A 21,443-nucleotide genomic window follows, 5' to 3' on the forward strand; every position below is an offset into this window, starting at 1 on the left:
TGGTTGCCGGGGGCGTCCGGCGGCCGCCCTTGTCCTCAAGCGCCGGACGGGCTGGGCTCCCACGTGGGTGTCCGGCCCGTCCGGCGTATCGGGTCCGTCCTCAAACGCCGGACAGGCTGGAGTGGCCCGACCGGGCCGAGGGTGAATTTGCCTCGGGCCCGCCCGGCGTGACGGGTCCGTCCTCAAACGCCGGACGGGCTGGAGTGGGTGCCGGACGGGCTGGAGTGGGTGCCGGACGGGCTGGCCTGAGTGGGGGTCTGGTGGGGGGAATTGGCCACCACTCGGGAGCGCTGCCCGTCGCCCCGGTCCAAGTACCCCGCCGTTGCCGCGATCGCCAGGCCCGCCAGCGCCAGCACCGCGCCCACGAACGCCGGGGACGTCCAGCCCCAGCCTGCCGCGATGGCCACGCCGCCCAGCCAGGCGCCGCCCGCGTTGGCCAGGTTGAAGGCCGAGTGGTTGGAGGCGGAGGCCAGGGTCGGGGCGTCCTTCGCCTTGTTCATCACCAGCATCTGGAGCGGGGTCGTCGTCATGAACCCGACGCCGCCCAGCAGCAGCACCATCACCAGCGCCGCCCACTGCACGTGCACCGTGAACGGGAACGCCACCAGGATCACCGCGAGCGCGCCGAGCGAGCCGTACAGGGTTGGGCGCAGGGCCCGGTCCGTGAGGGGGCCCGCGGCCAGGGCGCCCAGGGTCATCCCGATGCCGAAGAGGGCGAGGACGACCGTGACCGAGGATTCGCCGAAGCCCATCGCCTTCGTGGTCATCGCCGAGAGGTACGAGTACACCGCGAAGACCCCGGCGAAGCCGAAGACGGCGGTGAGCAGGCCGAGGAGCACCTGACGGTTGCCGAGGGCGCGGAGTTCGCGGCGTACGTCCTGATGGGCCTCGACCGGGATGGCCGGCACCAGGCGGGCCAGGGCCGCCATCGCGGTGAGGCCGATCGCGGCGACGACCAGGAAGGTGGCCCGCCAGCCGAGGTGCTGGCCGAGCAGGGTGGCGGCGGGGACGCCGACGATGTTGGCGACCGTCAGGCCGAGGAACATCGTCGCCACCGCCCGCGCCTGCCGGCCCTCGGCGACCAGCCGGGTGGCCACGACCGCGCCGACACCGAAGAACGCGCCGTGCGGGAGTCCGGCGAGGAAGCGGCCCGCGAGCAGCCAGCCGAAGTCGGGGGCGAGCGCCGAGGCCAGGTTGCCGACGGTGAAGAGCGCCATCAGGAGCAGCAGCATCTTCTTGCGCGGGACGCGGGAGCCGAGGCCCGCGAGGAGCGGCGCACCGAGGACGACGCCGATCGCGTACGCCGACACGAGGTATCCGGCGGTCGGCACGGACGTACCGAGGTCGTCCGCCACGTTGGGCAGCAGCCCCATCATGACGAACTCCGTCGTGCCTATGCCGAAGGCGCTCACGGCCAGGGCGAGGAGAGCCAGGGGCATGGGGAGGGGACCTTTCGCGACGCGGGGAGGGCGGGGGCGCGCAGCCGGGAGCCGTCGCCTCGGCACACGGGGTGCTGGGCGACGGCTCACGCCGCCTATATGTAAGTTACCGGAACAAATTCTCGCAGATGTTTATGCCGGGGCGTCTACCGGCAGGTGAACGGCTCGTTGCGCCGGTCCGGCAGCCGCAGCGGTCCGGTCCGTACCTCCGTACGTCACAGCTCCACTCGGGCCGCGATCGGGAGGTGGTCGCTGTCGGTCGCCGAGAGCGTCCAGGAGGACTTCGGCTCGACCCCCTTGACCATGATCTGGTCGATGCGGGCCATCGGGAAGGACGCGGGCCAGCTGAAGCCGAAGCCGTCGCCCGCCGCGCCCTGGGTGGAACGCATCTGGGAGGTGACCGCGTTCAGCGAGCGGTCGTTCATCGTGCCGTTCAGGTCGCCGAGCAGGACGACGCGCTCGACCCGTTCGTCGGCGATGGCCTCGCCGAGCGCGTCGGCGCTGTTGTCGCGCTGGTTGGCGGTGAATCCGGCGTGCAGCTTCACGCGGACGGACGGCAGGTGGGCCACGTACACCGCGACCTCGCCCTGCGGCGTCTTGACCGTGGAGCGCATCGCCCGGGTCCAGCCCATCTTGATGTCGACGGGCCTGGTGTCGGCCAGCGGGTACTTGCTCCACAGGCCCACGGTGCCCTGGACCGAGTGGTACGGGTAGCGGCCGGCCAGCGACTTCTCGTACGTGGAGACCTGCTTGCCCGGGAGTTCCTGGAGCGCCACGACGTCCGCCCCGGAACCGGCGACCTGCTGGGCGGTGCCGTCGGGATCGGGGTTGCCGGCGTTGACGTTGTGGGTGGCGACGGTGAGGTCGCCGCCGCTGCCGGACTTGTCGGTGAGCAGGCCGCCGAACACGTTGAGCCAGACCACGGCGGGCAGCAGCAGCGCGATCAGCGCGGTCGCGGAGCGCCGCACCAGGGCCAGGACCAGCAGCACCGGGATGAAGACCGCGACCCACGGCAGGAACGTCTCGATGAGACTGCCGAGGTTGCCGACCCGGTTGGGGATCCGCGCGTGGACGACCATCAGCAGGGTCAGCAGCACCGAGCAGAGGGCCAGCACGATCCCGCGCCGCCAGATGCCCCGGTCGGACGTCAGTCTGTCCCGCAGGCCCCGGAAGCGGGACCCGCCGGTTTCCGGCTGCTCCGCGCTGCCGTTGCCCGTGTCCGCTCCGTACGCCTGCACCATCGCGCTGTCCTCACTGCCTTGCCCTGCACATCGCCGCGCTCTCGACCCTAGGTGATGAGCGGCGGCATTCTCGCCGTCGACCCCGCCGTCGATCCCGGCGTCGGCCTTTCGACGTGCAGGACGGCGGAGACGGGACGAGAGGTTCCGGGCCGGGGCCGGCCGGGGCGCCTTGTGACAGAACGATCACACTCGTACCGATCGCGCCTGCCCTGATCAGGCACGTGCTGTCGGGGCGAGGCCCTGCAGCAGCGCGGTGATGATGCGGTCCGCGAGGTCGTCGGGCAGCGATGCGTCGGGGCGGTGGACCGTGCGGACGAGCATGGGGCCGACGAAGAGGTCGTCGATCAGTTCCACGTCGAGGTCGTCGCGCAGTTCCCCGGCGGCCACGGCGCGCCGCACCGCCTCCAGCATCGCGACGCGCCGGGGGGCGATCACCGTGCCGTGGTACTCCTCCCACAACTTCGGGTGGCTCTTCATCTGGGCGAAGATGTTGACCAGGAGCACCGAGGAACGCTGGGCGAGGCCCCGGGTGCGCAGCGATTCCAGCATCACGCGCAGATCGGCGAGTCCGGCGGTGCCGGAGACCGGCGGGTCGGTGGGCTCCATGTCGCGTACGACGTCGACGAAGAGCTCCTCCTTTCCGCTCCAGCGGCGGTAGATGGTGGCCTTGCCGACGCCCGCCGTGCGCGCGATGCGCTCGATGGAGAGGCCCGCCAGCGGCTCGCCCGCCTCCAGGAGGGCGATGACGGCGTCCAGGATCGCCCGTTCCGCCGCGGCGGAACGGGGCCGGCCGCGGCGGGGCTCCGGATCCGCCGCCCCGGTCGGCGGCTCACCTCCGGCCCGTGCCCCGCACCGGTCCCGGTCGTCGTCCTGGCCTTGCTGGCCTTGCACCTGAAGCCGCCTCTCCACCCGCGCCGCTCTTCCTCGTACGAGCGCCGTACGAGTGCCGTACGTCCGCCTGACGTCCCGCGTACGTACGAACGTCGCCCCGATTCTCGCCGACCCGGGGTGCGCGGGGCGACGGGCCTCACCGCGGCGTCAGCGCACCGGCTGTTTCTCCGCGGGCCGGTGGTCCGCCGGGGCCGCGGTCTCCGCGGGGGTCCGGCCGGGCAGGAACAGGCCGACGACGACGGCGCCGATCAGGGCGACGGCCGCCGAGCCGAGCGCGGTCACGTGCATGGCGCCGATGAACGCGTCGTTGGCGGCGGCGACCAGAGGCTTTCCGGCCACCGGGCCGAGCTTCTCGGCGACGCCGAGCGTGGCCTCGATGGACTCGCCCGCCACCCCCCTGACTCCGGCCGGTACCGCGCCGAGGTGGCCCTCGATGTCGCCCCGGTAGACGGTCGAGAGCACCGAGCCGAGGACCGCGATGCCGAGCGCGCCGCCGACCTGGCGGAAGGTGTTGTTGATGGCCGAACCGGAACCGGCCTTCTCGCGGGGCAGCGCCTGCATCACGGCGACGGTGACGGGCGGCATGATGTGCGCCATCCCGGTGCCCTGGACGAAGAAGACGAGGCACATCACCCACACCGGCGTACCGGCGCCGAACAGGGCGAACGCGGCGAGTCCGGCGGCGACGAGCAGCATGCCCACCGTGCAGACCGCGCGGGCGCCGAAGCGGTCGACGACCAGCCGGGCCCGGGGCGCGAAGATCATCTGGGCGGCCGCGAGCGGAACGATCAGCAGGCCCGATTCCAGGGCGGTGTAACCGCGCACGCTCTGGAGGTAGAAGGCGGAGAAGAAGGTCACGCCCATCAGCGCGAAGAAGACCAGCGCTATGGCGGCGACGGCGGCGGCGAACGCGGGCTCGCGGAAGTACGAGATGTCGATCGCCGGGTGGCTGCTGCGCTTCTCGTGCCAGACGAATCCGGCCAGGACGAGGAGCCCGCCGACGATGGCGAGGAGGACGGTGGTGTCGGTGAAGTCGGCCAGTTCGCCGCCCCGGATGATCCCGTACACCAGCAGGACCAGACCCACGATGGACAGCGCGACGCCCACCGGGTCGACCTTGCCGGGCTTCGGGTCGCGGGAGTCGGGGACCAGGATCGCCATGGCGACCAGGGCGATCACGACCACGGGGACGTTCACCAGGAAGATCGAGCCCCACCAGAAGTGCTCCAGGAGCAGTCCGCCGGTGATCGGGCCGATGGCGATGCCGAGGCCGACGCTGCCCGCCCAGATGCCGATGGCCCGGGGCTGCTCGTCGCGTTCGAAGACGTTCATCAGGACGGCGAGGGTGGCGGGCATCACGAAGGCCGCGCCGAAGCCCATCAGCGCCCGCCAGGTGATCAGCTCACCGGGCGAGCCGGAGAAGGCGGCCAGCGCGGAGCCGAGGCCGAAGACCAGGGTGCCGGCGAGGAGGACCTTCTTGCGGCCGATGCGGTCGCCCAGCAGCCCGGCGGTGAACAGCAGCCCGGCGAAGACGAGCGTGTAGGAGTTGATCGCCCACTCCAGCTCGCTCTGGGTGGCGCCGATGCCGGTGGGGGCGGGGCTCGCGATCGTCTTGACCGCGACGTTCAGGATCGAGTTGTCCAGCACCACGATGAGCAGGCTGAACATGAGGACGGTGAGGATCCACCAGCGGCGGCGGTGGATCGCCTCGGGAACACGAGGCACGGCGGGCGCGGCGGGAGCGCCGGACGGTATGGACATGGGACGATCCTAGACCCATTTCGATACGAGACCGTCTCGTATTGTTAAAGCTTTGCCCCAGGGCCTCCGGTGCGCCGTGTGCGGGCCCACTTCCCGATCGGCCGGGCGGGATGCCACCATGGAAGGGATCCGGGGACGCCGTCAGGGCGCCTCGAGATGACGAAGGAGCCGTTGGCCATGTCGCTTCAGGCTGCGCAGAATCAGTCCTCCCCCGCAGGTGGCGCCGCTTCCCCCGCCGACAGCAGCAAAGCGCTGTACGGAGGGAAGTCCACCCGCCGCATCACCGTCCACGACATCGCCGCCGCCACCGAGCGCGGCGAGAAGTGGCCCATGCTCACCGCCTACGACGCGATGACCGCGTCCGTCTTCGACGAGGCCGGGATCCCGGTCATGCTCGTCGGGGACTCGATGGGCAATGTCCACCTCGGCTACGAGACCACCGTGCCCGTCACGATGGACGAGATCGCCATGCTGTCCGCCGCCGTCGTACGCGGCACCAAGCGGGCCCTGATCGTCGCCGACCTGCCCTTCGGCTCGTACCAGGAAGGTCCCGTCCAGGCGCTGCGCAACGCCACCCGGCTGATCAAGGAGTCGGGCGTCGGCGCGGTCAAGCTGGAGGGCGGCGAGCGGTCCCACGAGCAGATCCGGCTGCTGGTCGAGGCCGGTATCCCGGTCATGGGCCACATCGGTCTGACCCCGCAGTCCGTCAACGCGATGGGCTACCGGGTGCAGGGCCGCGGCGAGGAGGCCGCGCAGCAGCTGCTGCGCGACGCCAAGGCCGTCCAGGACGCGGGCGCGTTCGCCGTGGTGCTGGAGCTGGTGCCCGCCGAGCTGGCCGCCGAGGTCACCCGTACGCTGCACATCCCGACCGTCGGGATCGGCGCCGGTTCCGCGACCGACGCGCAGGTGCTGGTCTACACCGACATGGTCGGGCTGACCGGCGGCAAGGTGCCGCGCTTCACCAAGCAGTACGCGAATCTCCGCCAGGTCCTCGGCGACGCGGCGAAGGAGTTCGCGGACGAGGTCGTCGGCGGTACGTTCCCGGCGCCGGAGCACACCTTCCACTGACCCGCCGGGCCTCACCAGCCATTTCCCGCACCACCGACAGCCCGCCGACATCCCCCATCGGCGGGCTGTCGCCTGCCCGGCGGCCGCCGCCGGGCCGTGTCGGCGGGCTGTCGGTGAGCTGTCGGCGGGCGCTGGTCTGCTGGTGGACATGGAACGAATCGACAAGAACCCCAGCAGCGGCCGGAACGCCGTCGAGGTGCGGGGGCTGGTCAAGCACTACGGCGAGACCAAGGCACTGGACGGCGTGGACCTCGATGTCCGCGAAGGCACCGTCCTCGGTGTGCTCGGCCCCAACGGCGCCGGCAAGACCACCCTCGTACGCTGTCTGTCCACCCTGATCACGCCCGACGCGGGGCACGCGGTCGTCGCGGGCTACGACGTGGTGAAGCAGCCCCGGCAGCTCCGCCGCACCATCGGTCTGACCGGGCAGTACGCCTCGGTCGACGAGAAGCTCTCCGGCTGGGAGAACCTCTACATGATCGGGCGGCTGCTCGATCTGCCCCGCAAGAAGGCGAGGGCCCGCGCCGACGAGCTGCTGGAGCGGTTCTCGCTCACCGAGGCCGCCAAGCGGGCCTGCATGGAGTACTCCGGCGGAATGCGCCGCCGGCTCGACCTGGCCGCCTCGATGATCGGCAGCCCCGCCGTCCTCTACCTGGACGAGCCGACGACCGGGCTCGACCCCCGGACCCGTAACGAGGTCTGGGACGAGGTGCAGCGGATGGTCGCCGAGGGCGCGACCGTACTGCTGACCACCCAGTACATGGAGGAGGCCGAGCAGCTCGCCAAGGAGCTGACGGTGATCGACCGGGGGAAGATCATCGCCCGGGGCGGGGTCGACGAGCTGAAGGCGAAGGTCGGCGGCCGCACCCTCCAGATCCGGCCGTCGGACCCGGCGGAGCTGGCCGCGATGGCGCAGGCGATCCGGGAGGCCGGGCTCGACGGTGTCGCCGGGGCGCAGGCCGTACCGGACGAAGGACTGCTGTACGTGCCGATCCTCAGCGACGAGCAGCTGACCGCGGTGATCGGGCTGCTGGGCGTCCGGGGGTTCTCCCTCGCCCACGTCGCCACCGCGCTGCCCAGCCTCGACGAGGTGTTCCTCGCGATCACCGGCGACAAGGCCGCACCCCTTTCCGACCAGGCTCCCCAGGAGGTCGCCGCATGAGCACCACGACACTGTCCCCGGCCCCCGCCGGGTCCGCGGGCACCACCCCGACGAAGGCCGCCGCGGCCGAGGAGGGGCGGATCGGCCTGCGGGCCAACCTGCGGCACATCGGGGCCCTGGCGCGGCGCAATCTGCTCCAGATCAAGAAGGACCCGGAGTCGATGTTCGACGTCCTTCTGATGCCGATCATCTTCACGCTGCTGTTCGTGTACGTCTTCGGCGGCTCGGTCGGCGGCAGCCTCGGCGGGGACCGGCAGGACTACCTGAACTACCTGGTGCCGGGGCTGATGGCGATGATGGGCATGAACATCGCCATGGCCGTCGGCACCGGCGTCAACGACGACTTCCGCAAGGGCGTCATGGACCGGTTCCGGACGATGCCGATCGCCCGCTCCTCGGTGCTGATCGCCAAGATCGTGGTCGAGCTGGGCCGGATGATGGTCGCCATCACCATCCTGCTCGCGATGGGCTTCGCCCTCGGCATGACCCTGGGCACATCGGTGCTCGGGCTGCTGGAGGCCGTGGCCCTGTCGGCGGTGTTCGGCGCCGCCATCATGTGGATCTTCATCGTGCTCGGGCTCGCCATGAAGACGGCCCAGGCGGTCCAGGGGATGGGAATGCTGGTGCTGATGCCCCTGCAGTTCGGGTCCTCCATCTTCGCCCCGCCGACGACCATGCCGGGCTGGCTCCAGGCGTTCACCGACTACAACCCGCTGTCCAACCTCGCGGACGCGGTGCGCGGCCTGATGATGGGCGGCCCGGTCGCGAACTCCGTCTGGATCACGCTCGCCTGGGCCGCCGGCATCACGCTGGTGATGGCTCCGCTGGCCGTCTCCAAGTTCCGCAAGAAGGCCTGAGCGAACGGGTCTCAGGCAGGCGGGTGGGCCCGCCGGTACGTCTCCGCCAGGGCGGTGGCCTCGTCGAGAGTGAGGCCGCCGCCCTCCGCGTACGCCGCCGTGTACGCCGCGTCGTCGAGCCGGGCGCGGACGGCCCGGTCGGCGAGCACCAGATTGCGGGCCTCCATCACGCTCGGCACATGGCCCTTCGGCAGAAGCGTCGCCTGGAACGCCAGCAGCCGGGCGCCGTCCCTCGCCGCGTCGGCGTCGCCGAATCCGGCGAGCGCCTGGGCGATGGCCGTCAGATGGGCCGAGGGCATCTGCGGGGCCACCATCATCGACAGCGGCTCCCGCGCGGCGGTCAGCGCGGTCAGCCCGTTGCCGAGGGCGGAGGCGTGGTCGCCGTCGAGGTTGTCCAGCCAGGCCAGCACGCCGTAGACGAAGCCGCCGAAGATGGCGACGTCGCGCGACCTGAAATCCATCCGGACCAGCTCCGCCTGCTCGCGGGCCTCGTCCACCCGCCCCTGGAGCCCGAGGACGAAGACCAGGTGCATACGGGCCATCGGCGTCGCCTCGTGGCCCAACTGCCGGCTGTTCTCGGTGACGTCCCGCAGGATCGTCTCGGCCTCCGGGAGGCGGCCGAGCTCGATGAGGGCGCCGGCGTACCGGGCGCGCAACAGCCCCACCTGGCTCTGGGCGCCGATCTTCCGCGCGTACTCCACGGCGGCCCGGTAGTCGTCGAGGGCCGCCAGGAACTCACCGGCCCGCTCGTTGGCCTCGCCCCGCGCCGAGAGCGCCTCGGCGGCGCCCCAGTCGTCGCCCAGCCGGATGTAGATCTCCAGGCTCTCGTCGGCGTCGGCGCGGGCGTCCGCCACCAGCTCGGGGCTGTTGGCCAGGAGGTTGGCCCGGGTGTGGAGCGCGGAGCCCAGCTCCCACTCGTCGCCGAGGCCCCGGGAGACCCGGACCGTCTCGTCGAGCACCGTGTGCAGCTGGTCCAGATCACCGGTGAGCATGATCGCGAACAGCCAGAACGTTCCGGGCAGCCGGCAGGTCTGCGGCAGGCCGGGCCGGTAGGTGTCCGCGATGATCCTCAGGCGCGCCTTGCCCGCCGGGGTCGACCAGACGCCGATCGCGTCGTCCACACCGGCCAGCTGGATCAGGGACACCCCGCGCCGCGCCTCCGCGAGCTGCTCGTCGTCCATCGGCGGCGGCCGGTCGGTGGCCCGCTCCGACAGCGAGGGGGCCCGGACGCCGGGCGCGGCGAAGGGGTCGGGGCCGAGCGAGGCGGCGGACTCGCCCCACTGGCGGGCGTCCGAGCGCAGATCGCGCAGCATCCAGTACCAGGCCATCGACAGCACGATGCACAGCGCCTCGTGCTCGTCCCGTACGGCGACGGCGTGGCGGAGCGCGGTGCGCAGGTTCTCGTACTCCCGCTGGAAGACCGCGATGGCCGCCCGCTGTCCGCTGCCGCGCACCTTCGGTCCGGTGATCCGGGCCAGCTCGCGGTAGTGGGTCAGATGGCGGCGTCCCACCGCCTCCCGTTCGGCGGCCTCGTCGAGACGCTCGGCGGCGTACTCGCCGACCGTCTCCAGCAGCCGGTAGCGCATCTGCTCGTCGTCGCCCGGCGCGGCCACAACAAGGGACTTGTCGACGAGGGAGCCGAGCAGGGGCGCGACGTCCCAAGCGTCCACGGTGACGCCGTCGGCCGGTGCGGGCAGGGCGCAGACCTCCTCGGCGGCGGCCAGCGAGCAGCCTCCGGCGAAGACGGAGAGGCGGCGCAGCACGGCGCGTTCGGCGGCGTCGAGCAGGTCCCAGGACCAGTCGACGACGGCGCGCAGGGTCTGCTGGCGGGGCAGCACGGTCCGGCTGCCGCTGGTGAGGAGGCGGAAGCGGTCGTCGAGCCGGTCGGCGATCTGGCGCGGGGTGAGCATCCGCAGCCGGGCGGCGGCCAGTTCGATGGCGAGCGGCAGCCCGTCCAGGCGTCGGCAGATCTCGGCGCAGGCGGCCGCGGTCGCCTCGTCCGCGTCGGTACGGAAGCCGGGGCGGGCGGCGGCCCCGCGCTCGGCGAGCAGACGCAGCGCCATCGGGTCGGGCAGCGGTTCGACGGGGCGGACGAACTCGCCCGGTACGCCGAGGGGTTCGCGGCTGGTGGCGAGGACGGTGAGCTGGGGGCACCGGGTCAGCAGATGGTCGGTGAGGGCGGCGGCCGCCCCGACGACGTGCTCGCAGTTGTCCAGCAGGAGCAGCATCCGGCGCGGGGCGCAGTGCTCGGTGAGGCGTACGAGGGGGTCGGCGCCGGTGCGGTCGGTGGCCCGCAGCTCCTCGGCCCCGGCACCGCGCAGCACGGTCTCCCGGGCGCCGAGTGCCGTCAGGACGGCTTCGGGCACGATGTCCGGGTCGTCGACGGGGGCCAGTTCGGCGAGCCAGACGCCGTCGGGCCAGGCCTCGGCGGCGGCCTCCGCGGCCTCCTGGGACAGCCGGGTCTTTCCGGCGCCGCCGGGGCCGAGCAGGGTGACGAGCCGGGCACGGCCGAGGTCCTCGCGCAGGGTGGCGATATCGGTGTCGCGGCCGACGAAGCTGGTGAGCCGGGCCCGGAGGTTTCCGTAGGCGGGCGGAGGCGGGGGTGGGGCCGCCGGTGATGGCGGTGACGGTTGGGCGGGTGGTGCCGGTGCCTGGGCCGGGGGCGGGGTCGCCGGGGTGGGGGCCGTGCCGGTTGCGGGGGCGGTTCCGGAGGCGGGCGCGGGCGCGGTGGCAGGCGCGGGCTCCGGGCCGGCCGGGTCCAAGACCTGGGCCGGGTCCGGGACCTGGGCCGGGTCCGAGGGCTCCGGGCCCGCAGGCGTCGGCTCGGCCGGGTCCTGGTGGAGGAGCTCCGTGTGCAGGGCGCGCAGGGCCGGGCCCGGCGCGGTGCCGAGGCGGTCGTCGAGGAGGGTGCGGACCTCCTCGTACGCGGCCAGCGCCTCCGCGGGGCGTCCGGCGTCCCGCAGGGCCGTGATGCGCAGGACCTGGAGCGGTTCGTCGAGCGGGTGGGCGTCGCAGAGCGCGGCGAGCTCGGGCAGCGCGGCCCCCGGTCTGCCGAGGGCGAGGAGGGCGCCGAACGCGGCGCGGCGCGCGTCGAGCCTGCGGGCCTCCCAGCGGGACGCGGTCGCCGTACGGTCGGGCAGATCGGCGAGGGCGGGCCCGTTCCACAGGGCGAGGGCCTCCCCCAGGACGGCGAGGGCGCTCGTGGCGTCGCCGTCCTCCAGGGCCCGGCTCCCCTCCCCCGCCAGCCGCTCGAACCGGTGCAGGTCCACGGCGTCCGGCGGGGCGGCGAGCCGGTAGCCGCCCGCCACGGACTCGACGGCGCTCCGGCCCAGGGCCCGCCGCAGCCGCCCGACGAGGGCCTGGAGGGCGCCGGCCGCGTCCGCGGGCGGGTCGCCGTCCCACACCTCGTCGACGAGGACGCCGACCGGGACGGTCCGTCCGGGGCGCAGCGCGAGGACGGTGAGCAGGGCGCGCAGCCGCGCCCCGCCGAGGGCGACGGCCGTACCGTCGTCGCGGAGTGCCCGGGTGGTGCCGAGGATGCAGTAGCGCACGGGCCCATTGTCCGTGACGGTGCGGGGCGCGGCGTTGACAGGGTGGAACTCCGTCGCCCTTCCCCGACGTTCCCGCCCTGTCGGAACCGTCGAAACCGTACGATCGCCCTTCCCGGGCCCGCGCCCGGGGCCACCCGCCCTTCGTGTCCCCCACCTCAGGAGTCGAGCACCGATGACCACCGCAACCAGGACCGGCGACCGGAGGATCAGCCCGGTCTTCCTCGGCATCGCCGCCGTCACCGCGGTCGCGGGCTGGGCGGTGTGGACGGGTTTCGCGGACGCCACCGGCTTCGCGGTCTTCCTGTTCGTCACCGGGGCCTGGATCGTCTCGCTCTGTCTGCACGAGTACGCGCACGCCCGTACCGCGCTGCACAGCGGGGATCTGTCGGTCGGCGCGAAGGGCTATCTGACGCTCAACCCGCTGAAGTACACGCACGCGCTGCTCAGCATCGTGCTGCCGGTGCTCTTCGTGATCATGGGCGGGATCGGGCTGCCCGGCGGCGCGGTGTACATCGAGCGCGGCCGGATCCACGGCCGGTGGAAGCACAGCCTGATCTCGGCGGCGGGCCCGCTGACGAACGTGGCGTTCGCGATCGTCTGCACGGCCCCGTTCTGGCTGGACGCGCTGGACGGGGTGCCGCGCGCCTTTCAGTACGCGCTGGCGTTCCTGGCGATGCTCCAGGTGACGGCGGCGATCCTGAACTCCCTGCCGATCCCGGGCCTGGACGGCTACGGGGTGATCGAGCCCTGGCTCTCGTACAAGATCCGGCGTCAGGTGGAGCCGATCGCACCGTTCGGGCTGATCGCGGTGTTCGCGATCCTGTGGATCCCCGAGGTGAACATCGTGTTCTTCGACGCGATCCACGCCCTGCTGCGCGGACTCGGCGTCGAGGAGTACCAGCGGTACTGCGGCTACGACCTCTACCGCTTCTGGCGGGGCCTCTTCGACGAGCAGGATCCGGGCTGCGCGGTGGGCTGACCGCGCGGCCCGGACGGGCGCCGCCGTTCCCGCGTCCTCAGGCCGGGACGGCGGACGTCGGGCGGGGCTCCCGCTTCCGCTTCTCGCGCAGGGCGGCGGCGAGGATCGCCACGGCCACCCCGCCGAACGCCCAGGCGCCGAGGATCCACAGGGCTCCGGTGGTGGCGTTGCCGTCGAAGTAGACGGTGTTGCGCACCACGGTCGTCCCGGCCCCCGGTGGCAGGGCCTGGCCGATCGCCGCCCAGAACGGCGGCAGCAGCGAGGACGGATAGACCCCGCCGGAGCTGGGGTTGCCCAGGACCGTGAAGATCAGGATGGTCAGGCCCAGGCCGACCGTGCCCGCCACCGACTGGAGGGCGACGCCCACGGCGCCGGAGGCGAACACCACCAGGGTGCCGATCCCGACCAGCTCCCAGAACGCCCCCGGCAGGCAGTCCAGCACCGGGCCGACGATGAGCGCGCCGCCGATGCCCGAGACGAAGCCGTACGGGAGCATCGCGGCGAGCCGGACCAGGGTGCGGCGCAGGGTGGGCTTCTTGGAGCCGGCCGCCATGTTCAGGGCCGAGGCGGCGAGGTAGCCGCCGATGGTCCAGCTGAGGACGAGGTAGAAGGACGACAGGCCCCGCGAGTCGCCCGCCGAGGGCGCGCGCAGGTCGCGTACGACGATGGTCCGCTCCTGCGCCCGCGCGACCTCCTGGAGGATCTCCGTGGCCGCCGTGGTGGCCGACGGGCCGCCCGCCGAGGCGACGAGCAGGGTGTCCCTGCGGCTCGCCGGGTCCACCACGAGGGCGGCGTCGGTACGCCGGTCCAGCAGCCGCGCCCGTGCTTCGGCGCGGTCCGCGACCGGGGTGACCTGGAGGGGGTCGCCGGGGAGTGCGTCGAGCCGGGCCACCAGGTCGCGTTCGACGGCGGGCGGGGCGACCAGCGTGATCGGCACCTTGTGCGGCTCGGGGGCGTGGAACGCGCCCATGTAGGAGAGCGCGAAGCCCAGCTGCAGCAGGAGCACCCCGAGCATGACGAGCGCGGACCGGGTGGAGACGGCGTCGCGCACCTCCCCCAGGAAGCCCCGGTCCCCTTCCGCCGCCCGTGCGGTCGATCCGGCCCCGGCCCCGGATCCGGGCCCGTACCCGTCGTCCCTCGCGTCTGCCACGCGGTCCTCCCTCGTCGGCCCGCCACGGCCGTGGCGAGGCCGTCACATGGTCGGCCCCGGGCGGCGCCCGGTGTCCGGGACGCGCCCCACGGGCGAGCCCCTCGACCCGAACGGCGGAGGGGCGGGGAGGTGGAGGGGCGGGCGGAGGGTCAGCCCGCTTCGGCGGCGGTCAGCACGCGCTGCCTGCGGACGTAGTACCAGGTCATGTTCGACGAGAGTCCCGCGATGAGCACCCAGACGATCCCGAGCAGACTGCCCTGTACGAAGGAGACCACGGCCGCCGCGACGGCGAGGACGCAGACGACGAGGGCGTAGAGAGCGATACGGGGCATGGGGGTCGACTCCTGTCGGGAACGGGTCGCGGTCCCGTCCAGTGTCCCCCATGCCCCGTTGTCGCCCCGTTGCGCCCCGCCCCGGGAGCCTTCCGCGGGGCGTGGCCCGGTCAGACGTCGGTGGTGCGCAGTCCGGCGTGGGCCTTGTAGCGGCGGTTGACCGAGATCAGGTTGGCGACCAGCGACTCGACCTGGTGGGCGTTGCGCAGCCGGCCCGCGAAGATGCCGCGCATCCCGGGGATACGGCCCGCCAGCGCCTGCACGATGTCCGTGTCGGCCCGTGCCTCGCCGAGGACCAGGACGTCGGTGTCGATCTCCTCGATGGACTCGTCCTGGAGCAGTACGGCCGAGAGGTGGTGGAAGGCGGCGGTGACCCGGGAGTCCGGCAGCAGGGCGGCGGCCTGTTCGGCGGCGCTGCCCTCCTCCGGCTTGAGGGCGTAGGCGCCCTTCTTGTCGAAGCCGAGCGGGTTGACGCAGTCGATGACGAGCTTGCCCGCCAGCTCCTCGCGCAGGGATTCCAGGGTCTTGGCGTGGCCGTCCCACGGCACGGCGACGATCACGATGTCGCTGCGCCGGGCGCACTCCGCGTTGTCCGTTCCCTCGACGCCGTGGCCGAGCTCGGCGGCCGCCTCGGCGGCGCGTCCGGCGTCCCGGGAGCCGAGGGTGACCCGCTGTCCGGCGCGGGCGAGCCGGTAGGCGAGGCCGCGCCCCTGCGGGCCGGTTCCGCCGAGCACGCCGACGCTCAGGCCGGAGACGTCGGGAAGGTCCCAGGGGTCCTTGGCGGGGGGCTTGGGCGCGCTGCCGCTGTCCTGTGTAGTCATGGTGCCGACCCTACTGCCAGGTAGCGCCCGGGAAGCCGCCTCGCGGGCCCTCGGTCCCGGTCGCCGAACGGCCCTCCGTCCCGGTCGCCGCGCGGTCCTCCGTTCGGGTGAGGGAGCGGCCGGCGGGCGTCCGTGGCGGGCGGCCCGGGGGTGGCGGAAGGGCGGTTCCGGGGCGTACCGGAATATGGGCTTGCCCGGAACGCCCGGCAGTACGGATCATGGCCTCTCGTGACCTCAGCACCTCCCTCGCCCTCCGGCTCCCCGACTCCTCCCCCGTCCGCCTCGGCTCCCCCGTCCTCGCCGTGGTCGGCCCGGATCCGCGCCCTGCTGCCGGACCTCGCGCCGTGGCGTTCCTCGGCGGACTTCCGGCTGCTGTGGGTGCAGGGTCTGATCACGTACTTCGGCAGCTTCATGGCGCTCATCGCGCTGCCGCTCCAGATCAAGGACCTCACGGGCTCGCCGCTCGCGGTCGGGGCGATGGGCGCGGTCGAGCTGGTGCCGCTGGTGGTCTTCGGGCTGTACGGCGGGGCGCTCGCGGACTCGGTGGACCGCCGCCGGGTCATTCTGCTGACCGAGGCGGGGCTCGGTGTGCTGGCGGCGATCCTGCTGGTGAACGCCCTGCTTCCGGAGCCGCTGCTGTGGCCGCTGTACGTGGTGGCCGGCGGGGTGTCCGCGCTCGCCGGGCTCCAGCGGCCCGCGCTGGACTCGCTGATGGCCCGGATCGTGCCGCACAAGCAGCAGACGGCGGCGGCCGCGCTGAACTCGCTGCGCTGGCAGATCGGGGCCATCGCGGGCCCGGCGCTGGCCGGTCTGGTGGTGGCGTACGCCGGTCACGGCACGGCGTACGCGGTGACGGTGTGCACGTTCGCCGTCTCCGTCGTGCTCTGTCTGCGGCTCTCCCCCGCGCCGCCGGCCGGTGACGCGCAGAAGCCGTCGCTGCGCGGGATCGTCGAGGGCGCGCGGTACGCGTGGAGCCGGCCGGTGCTGCTGGGGACGTACGCGATCGACCTGGCGGCGATGTTCTTCGCCTTCCCGAACACGATCTTCCCGTTCCTGGCGGACGAGCTGGACGCGGAGTGGTCGCTGGGCCTGATGTACGCGGCGGGCTCGGTCGGCTCGCTGGTGCTGGGGCTGACCAGCGGCTGGACGTCACGGGTGCGCAGGCACGGGCTGTTCGTGGTGTTCGGCGCGGTGGCGTGGGGGCTGGCCATCGCGGCGGCGGGCTGGTTCTCCAGCGTGTGGGTGGTGCTGCTGTGCCTGGCGGTGGCGGGGGCGGGCGACATGCTGAGCGGGCTGGGGCGCGCGACGATCTGGAACCAGACGATCCCGGAGGAGCTGCGGGGGCGGCTCGCGGGCATCGAGGTGCTCTCGTACAGCGTCGGCCCGCAGCTGGGTCAGGTGCGGGCCGGGGCGATGGCCGGCTGGACGGGGACCCGGTCGGCGATCTGGTCGGGCGGGGTGGCGTGCGTGGCGTCGGTGGTGCTGTTGACGGCCGCGTTGCCGAAGTTGGTGCGGTACGACTCGGAGACGGATGAGGATGCGGTGCGGAGGCGGGAGGCCCGGGTGGAAGGGTGACCCGGGGCTCCGCCCCGTACCCCGCTCCTCAAGCGCCGGACGGGCTGGGGTGCGGCCCCACGCGCCGGAGCGGCTGAAAAGATGTCCTCAATCGCCGGACGGGCTTGAGGTGCCCTTGTCCTTGTCGTGCCATTTCGGGTCCGTGTCCCACTCCAGGTTGCGGTCGCGGGCCGTGTCCATGGCGTGTTGGGCCGCCTCGCGGGAGGTGTAGGGGCCGAAGCGGTTCTGGGCAGGGCACTCCGGGCCCTCCTCGACCTTCTTGTGCTCCAGGCAGTAGTACCATTCGCCCGGTTTGCCGACCGTGCGCTTCTTGAACAGGGCCATCGACGGCTCCTTTCCTCCCTGCCATGGTGCCCCGGGGCCGCTGGTTAGACTCGCTGGCATGTCTGGCCAGTCGCTTCTCGTACCAGGGGAGATCACTCCCGTCCGTTCCGTACCCGGAAACATCCGGCGTCCCGAGTACGTGGGGAAGCCGGCTCCGCAGCCGTACACCGGCCCGGAGGTCCAGGACGCCGACACCGTCGAGCGGATGCGCATCGCGGGCCGTATCGCCGCGCAGGCGATGGAGGAGGCCGCCAAGCACATCGCCCCGGGGGTCACCACGGACGAGCTCGACCGGGTCGCCCACGACTTCATGGTCGATCACGGCGCGTACCCCTCGACGCTCGGTTACCGGGGCTTCCCGAAGTCGCTGTGCACCTCGCTCAACGAGGTCATCTGTCACGGCATCCCCGACTCCACCGTGCTGCGCGACGGCGACATCGTGAACCTGGACGTCACCGCGTACATCAACGGGGTGCACGGCGACAACAACGCCACCTACTTCTGCGGTGACGTGGACGAGGAGTCCCGGCTGCTGGTCGAGCGCACCCGGGAGTCGCTGAACCGGGCGATCAAGGCGGTCCGGCCCGGGCGTCAGATCAATGTGATCGGCCGGGTCATCGAGTCGTACGCGAAGCGGTTCGGCTACGGGGTCGTCCGCGACTTCACCGGGCACGGGATCAACTCCTCGTTCCACTCCGGTCTGATCATTCCGCACTACGACAGCCCGCACGCCACCACGGTGATGCAGCCGGGCATGACGTTCACCATCGAGCCGATGCTGACGCTGGGCACCCACGAGTACGACCTGTGGGAGGACGGCTGGACCGTGGTGACGAAGGACCGGAAGCGGACGGCCCAGTTCGAGCACACGCTCGTGGTCACGGAGACCGGGGCGGACATCCTCACCCTTCCCTAAATCACCCCGAAACGGTCAGAAGTGCACCCTTCACCCCCTCTGGGCGTAGGTTTTTACCGACAGGCAGTCGGGAACCAGTTGACTTAGGTAAACCTAAGTAGGAGGATCGGGCGTACCGGCACGCGCCGCCGCACCGTCGCGGCGGCCGCCTGCCGATATTTCCGTCTCTTTCTGGACTTCCCGTCCCCCTCGGTCCCCGGAGGCCCGCCTTGGACGCAACCGCCACCGTCACTCCCTTCTCGACGCTCATCCGCACCGCGTCGCACGAACAGCACACCGAGGCCGAGACCTCGACCTTCATGGGTGACCTGCTCGGCGGGCGGCTGGGAGTGGACGCGTACACGCGCTACACCGAGCAGCTGTGGTTCGTGTACCGGGCGCTGGAGGAGGGTTCGGAGGCCCTGCGGAACGACCCGGTCGCCGGCCCGTTCATACAGCCCGAGCTGATGCGCTCCACCGAGCTGGAGCGCGACCTGGCGCATCTGCGCGGGGCCGACTGGCGCGAGGGCCTGGAGGCGCTGCCCGCCACCGCCGCGTACGCGGACCGGGTCGCGGAGTGCGCGCGCACCTGGCCCGCGGGATATATCGCCCACCACTACACGCGCTACCTCGGCGACCTCTCCGGCGGCCAGATCATCCGCGACAAGGCGGAGAAGACCTGGGGCTTCGAGCGCAAGGGCGACGGTGTGCGCTTCTACGTCTTCGAGGAGATCACCAACCCGGCCGCCTTCAAGCGCGGTTACCGCGAGCTGCTGGACGCGGTGAACGCGGACGACCTGGAGAAGCAGCGCATCATCGAGGAGTGCAAGCGGGCCTTCTCACTGAACACCGCGGTCTTCCGCGAGCTGGGCGAGGTCTTCCCGCTCAGCGCCTAGACACCCCTTAGCAGCACCGGGTGAACGCAAGGCTGCGGGCGCACGGTTCCACCGGAGGTTTGGTGGAGCCGTGCGCTTTTCTCATTTCCGCTTTTCCCCTTTTTGCCGCAGGAAAAGGGAAATACCGCTCGGCACAAGGGGTTTGACGCTCCATCGACCTGCGGGTAGATTCCCGTGCCGTCTTCACTTCACTTTCACATGACATCCGGGCGGGGGGCCTTCTGATGCGTGGGTGCCATGCCTGAAAGAGAGAATTCCCGCCGCGGAGTCATGTCCGGCGACAGGAAATATCATCGTGCCCCGACTCCGCCCCCGTGCGGCTGTGACGAGCGGGCTGCTGGCAACAGCCCTCGTCTCAGGCACCTTTCTGGCTCCTGCGGCCCAAGCCGTGGTGGGAACCCCGTCCGCCGACAACGCCCACGCGTTCACCGCACGGCTGGACATAGGCGACGGCAAGCGCGCGTGCACCGCCACGCTGGTCGACCGTGACTGGCTGCTGACGGCGGCCAGTTGCTTCGCGGACAACCCGGCCGAGGCCCAGCAGCTCCTGCCGGGCGCGCCGAAGGACGCCACCACGGCGTACGTCGGCCGCACCGACAGCACCACCACCGCCGGCCAGGTCCGCACGGTGGTCCGGCTCGTGCCCCGCGGCGACCGGGACCTGGTGCTGGCCCGGCTGTCCAAGCCGGTCACCACCATCACCCCGGCCGCCCTCGCCACGACCGCGCCCGCCCCGGGCGAGACCCTCACGGGCACCGGCTTCGGCCGGACCGCCGACGAGTGGGCCCCGGTCAGGATGCACCAGGGCCGCTTCTCGGTCGACGGGTCGGACGCCACCACCGTGAACATCACCGGAGTGGACGGCGCCGCCGTGTGCGCAGGTGACACCGGTGGCCCGGTCTTCCGCGAGCAGGGCGGAAGCGCCACCCTCGTGGGCGTCAACAGCCGTTCCTGGCAGGGCGGCTGCTTCGGCACCCCGGCGGAGGAGACCCGTACCGGCGCGGTGGGCAGCCGCGTCGACGACCTCCACGGCTGGCTCTCCGAGACGGTGACGGCCGCCCCGTTCGTCGACTTCAACGGCGACGGCCACCGCGATGTCGCCATCGCCGACCCGAAGGCGACGGTGGGCACCGCGGCCGAGGCCGGTCTGATCCGCGTCGTGCACGGCAACGGGGCGGGCGTCTCCGAGGTGGTCCAGGGCGGCCCCGGCGTCAACGGCGGCCCTGAGGCGGGCGACGGATTCGGTACGGCGCTGGCCACGGTGGACTACAACGCCGACGGCTACACCGATCTGGTGGTCGGCGTGCCCAACGAGGACATCGGCAAGGTCGCGGACGCCGGGGCGGTGCAGATCGTCTACGGTTCGCCCGAGGGGCTGGGCAAGGGGCGCGGCGGGACCTGGTTCGAGCAGGGCAGCGGATCCGGAGCGCTTCTCGGCTCTGCCTCCGAGGCCAAGGACCACATGGGCTTCTCGATCGCCGCCGGGACCACCGCCGCGGGCGACCCGTACATCCTGATCGGCGTGCCCGGCGAGGACCTGGGCACCGTCGTGGACGCGGGCAGCGCGATCTACGTACGCGGTGACACCAACGTCGCGATCAACCAGGGCAAGGAGAGCGTGGCGGGCGGTCCCGAGACCGGCGACCAGTTCGGCTACTCGGTCGCCGGTTCGCCGAACCACCTCGCCATCGGCATCCCGAACGAGGCCATCGGCACCGTCGCGAACACCGGCATGATCCAGATCCTGAAGCACGAGTTCAACGCCGAGAAGATCCCGACGCCGGTGAAGTCCATCAACCAGGACACCGCGGGCATCAGCGGCGCGGCCGAGGCGAACGACCTGTTCGGCAAGGCGCTCTCGGTGACCTCCTACCGGCCCGAGGGAGCGGCCACGGACGGCGACTCGATCATCGCCGTCGGCTCGCCGGGCGAGGGCATCACGGTCGCGGGCGTGAACAGGCCGAACGCCGGCCGGGTCGTCACCCTGCGCGTCACGGCGGGCGGCGCGGTCAGCGAACTCCAGGACATCCAGCAGGAGCAGCCGGACGTCACCGGGGGCGCCGAGACGGGCGACCGGTTCGGCGAGCAGGTCTCCGTCGTCAACACCTCGCCCAGGAACGTCGGTACGACCACGTCGATGCTGCTGGCCGTCGGCATCCCGGGCGAGAACGAGGGCACGGTCGTCGACTCCGGCGCCGTCCAGACGTTCTCGCTGCTGGGCGCCCCGGGCCTCACGGACCGCTGGATCTCCCCGGGCGGCGCCCCGGGTCTGCCCGGCGTCCCCGGCACCAACGAGCTGCTCGGCAGCAGCATCCACGCCACCGCCACGGATCTGTACATCGGTATGCCCAACGGGCCGGGCGCCCGTGGCGCCGCGCATCTGATGCCGTGGTCCAACGTCACCGGCGGCGCGGTGCAGCCCGTGACCAGCTACGAGCCGGGCAAGGGCGGCCTGCCGGCCGTCGGCAAGGCGTTCGGCGGCGCGATCCGCTAGAGCGCGG

At 72.3% G+C, this 21,443-nt stretch carries 17 protein-coding genes; 8 read left to right on the forward strand and 9 right to left on the reverse strand.

Annotated elements, in window-relative coordinates:
- Positions 1-182: 182 nt before the first annotated feature.
- From ACSMXR_RS08705 to ACSMXR_RS08720, 4 genes are all read right to left on the reverse strand, one after another.
- A complete protein-coding gene (locus ACSMXR_RS08705) occupies positions 183-1,439 on the reverse strand; it encodes an MFS transporter (protein WP_473171561.1) in 1,257 nt (418 codons plus the stop codon).
- A gap of 215 nt (positions 1,440-1,654) precedes the next feature.
- Positions 1,655-2,680 (reverse strand): endonuclease/exonuclease/phosphatase family protein, encoded by a 1,026-nt coding sequence (locus ACSMXR_RS08710; protein ID WP_137232813.1) that lies wholly within the window; start codon positions 2,678-2,680, stop codon positions 1,655-1,657.
- Positions 2,681-2,893: 213 nt separating this feature from the next.
- A complete protein-coding gene (locus ACSMXR_RS08715; protein ID WP_473171562.1) occupies positions 2,894-3,571 on the reverse strand; it encodes a TetR/AcrR family transcriptional regulator in 678 nt (225 codons plus the stop codon).
- Positions 3,572-3,718: 147 nt separating this feature from the next.
- Entirely contained in the window at positions 3,719-5,332 is a 1,614-nt protein-coding gene (locus ACSMXR_RS08720) for a DHA2 family efflux MFS transporter permease subunit (protein ID WP_473171563.1), read from the reverse strand.
- Between the two features lie 177 nt (positions 5,333-5,509).
- On the opposite strand from ACSMXR_RS08720, the gene panB reads away from it, so the two are divergent.
- The 3 genes from panB to ACSMXR_RS08735 all read left to right on the forward strand — a co-directional run bounded on the left by panB (position 5,510) and on the right by ACSMXR_RS08735 (position 8,419).
- Positions 5,510-6,400 carry a 3-methyl-2-oxobutanoate hydroxymethyltransferase gene (panB, locus tag ACSMXR_RS08725; protein ID WP_137232816.1) on the forward strand — a complete coding sequence of 297 codons (891 nt, stop codon included), beginning with the start codon at positions 5,510-5,512 and terminating at the stop codon, positions 6,398-6,400.
- A 148-nt stretch (positions 6,401-6,548) separates the two neighbouring features.
- Positions 6,549-7,562 carry an ATP-binding cassette domain-containing protein gene (locus ACSMXR_RS08730; RefSeq protein ID WP_137232817.1) on the forward strand — a complete coding sequence of 338 codons (1,014 nt, stop codon included), beginning with the start codon at positions 6,549-6,551 and terminating at the stop codon, positions 7,560-7,562.
- Complete coding sequence (locus ACSMXR_RS08735) at positions 7,559-8,419, forward strand: ABC transporter permease (protein ID WP_137232818.1); 861 nt, start codon at positions 7,559-7,561, stop codon at positions 8,417-8,419. Before ACSMXR_RS08730 ends, ACSMXR_RS08735 begins: the two co-directional genes overlap by 4 nt.
- Before the next feature lie 11 nt (positions 8,420-8,430).
- Here the strand turns inward: ACSMXR_RS08735 and ACSMXR_RS08740 are convergent, their stop codons facing one another.
- Positions 8,431-11,970 carry an AfsR/SARP family transcriptional regulator gene (locus ACSMXR_RS08740; RefSeq protein ID WP_473171564.1) on the reverse strand — a complete coding sequence of 1,180 codons (3,540 nt, stop codon included), beginning with the start codon at positions 11,968-11,970 and terminating at the stop codon, positions 8,431-8,433.
- Positions 11,971-12,142: 172 nt separating this feature from the next.
- On the opposite strand from ACSMXR_RS08740, the gene ACSMXR_RS08745 reads away from it, so the two are divergent.
- Positions 12,143-12,949 (forward strand): site-2 protease family protein, encoded by an 807-nt coding sequence (locus ACSMXR_RS08745; protein WP_364881752.1) that lies wholly within the window; start codon positions 12,143-12,145, stop codon positions 12,947-12,949.
- 37 nt (positions 12,950-12,986) lie between these two features.
- On the opposite strand, the gene ACSMXR_RS08750 is transcribed toward ACSMXR_RS08745, so the two are convergent.
- From ACSMXR_RS08750 to npdG, 3 genes are all read right to left on the reverse strand, one after another.
- On the reverse strand, positions 12,987-14,099 hold the full coding sequence (locus tag ACSMXR_RS08750) for an ABC transporter permease (RefSeq protein ID WP_473171565.1): 1,113 nt from the start codon (positions 14,097-14,099) through the stop codon (positions 12,987-12,989).
- A 149-nt stretch (positions 14,100-14,248) separates the two neighbouring features.
- Positions 14,249-14,431, reverse strand: coding sequence for a hypothetical protein (locus ACSMXR_RS08755; RefSeq protein ID WP_030080896.1), 183 nt, complete (start codon positions 14,429-14,431; stop codon positions 14,249-14,251).
- 110 nt (positions 14,432-14,541) lie between these two features.
- Positions 14,542-15,252 (reverse strand): NADPH-dependent F420 reductase, encoded by a 711-nt coding sequence (gene npdG, locus ACSMXR_RS08760; RefSeq protein ID WP_376184758.1) that lies wholly within the window; start codon positions 15,250-15,252, stop codon positions 14,542-14,544.
- A 315-nt stretch (positions 15,253-15,567) separates the two neighbouring features.
- Here npdG and ACSMXR_RS08765 point away from each other — a divergent pair, with 315 nt between their 5' ends.
- Positions 15,568-16,827 (forward strand): MFS transporter, encoded by a 1,260-nt coding sequence (locus tag ACSMXR_RS08765; protein ID WP_137232863.1) that lies wholly within the window; start codon positions 15,568-15,570, stop codon positions 16,825-16,827.
- An 87-nt stretch (positions 16,828-16,914) separates the two neighbouring features.
- On the opposite strand, the gene ACSMXR_RS08770 is transcribed toward ACSMXR_RS08765, so the two are convergent.
- Positions 16,915-17,151, reverse strand: a complete 237-nt coding sequence (locus tag ACSMXR_RS08770; protein WP_473171566.1) for a hypothetical protein — start codon at positions 17,149-17,151, stop codon at positions 16,915-16,917.
- A 58-nt stretch (positions 17,152-17,209) separates the two neighbouring features.
- Here ACSMXR_RS08770 and map point away from each other — a divergent pair, with 58 nt between their 5' ends.
- The 3 genes from map to ACSMXR_RS08785 all read left to right on the forward strand — a co-directional run bounded on the left by map (position 17,210) and on the right by ACSMXR_RS08785 (position 21,436).
- Positions 17,210-18,067, forward strand: a complete 858-nt coding sequence (gene map, locus ACSMXR_RS08775; protein WP_030080903.1) for a type I methionyl aminopeptidase — start codon at positions 17,210-17,212, stop codon at positions 18,065-18,067.
- A gap of 209 nt (positions 18,068-18,276) precedes the next feature.
- Positions 18,277-18,942: a biliverdin-producing heme oxygenase gene (locus ACSMXR_RS08780; RefSeq protein ID WP_473171567.1), complete on the forward strand. Its 666-nt coding sequence runs from the start codon at positions 18,277-18,279 to the stop codon at positions 18,940-18,942.
- Between the two features lie 322 nt (positions 18,943-19,264).
- Positions 19,265-21,436: a trypsin-like serine protease gene (locus ACSMXR_RS08785; protein ID WP_473172357.1), complete on the forward strand. Its 2,172-nt coding sequence runs from the start codon at positions 19,265-19,267 to the stop codon at positions 21,434-21,436.
- The last annotated feature ends 7 nt before the right edge of the window (positions 21,437-21,443 follow it).

It is taken from the genome of Streptomyces sp. DSM 106670 (assembly GCF_055792845.1).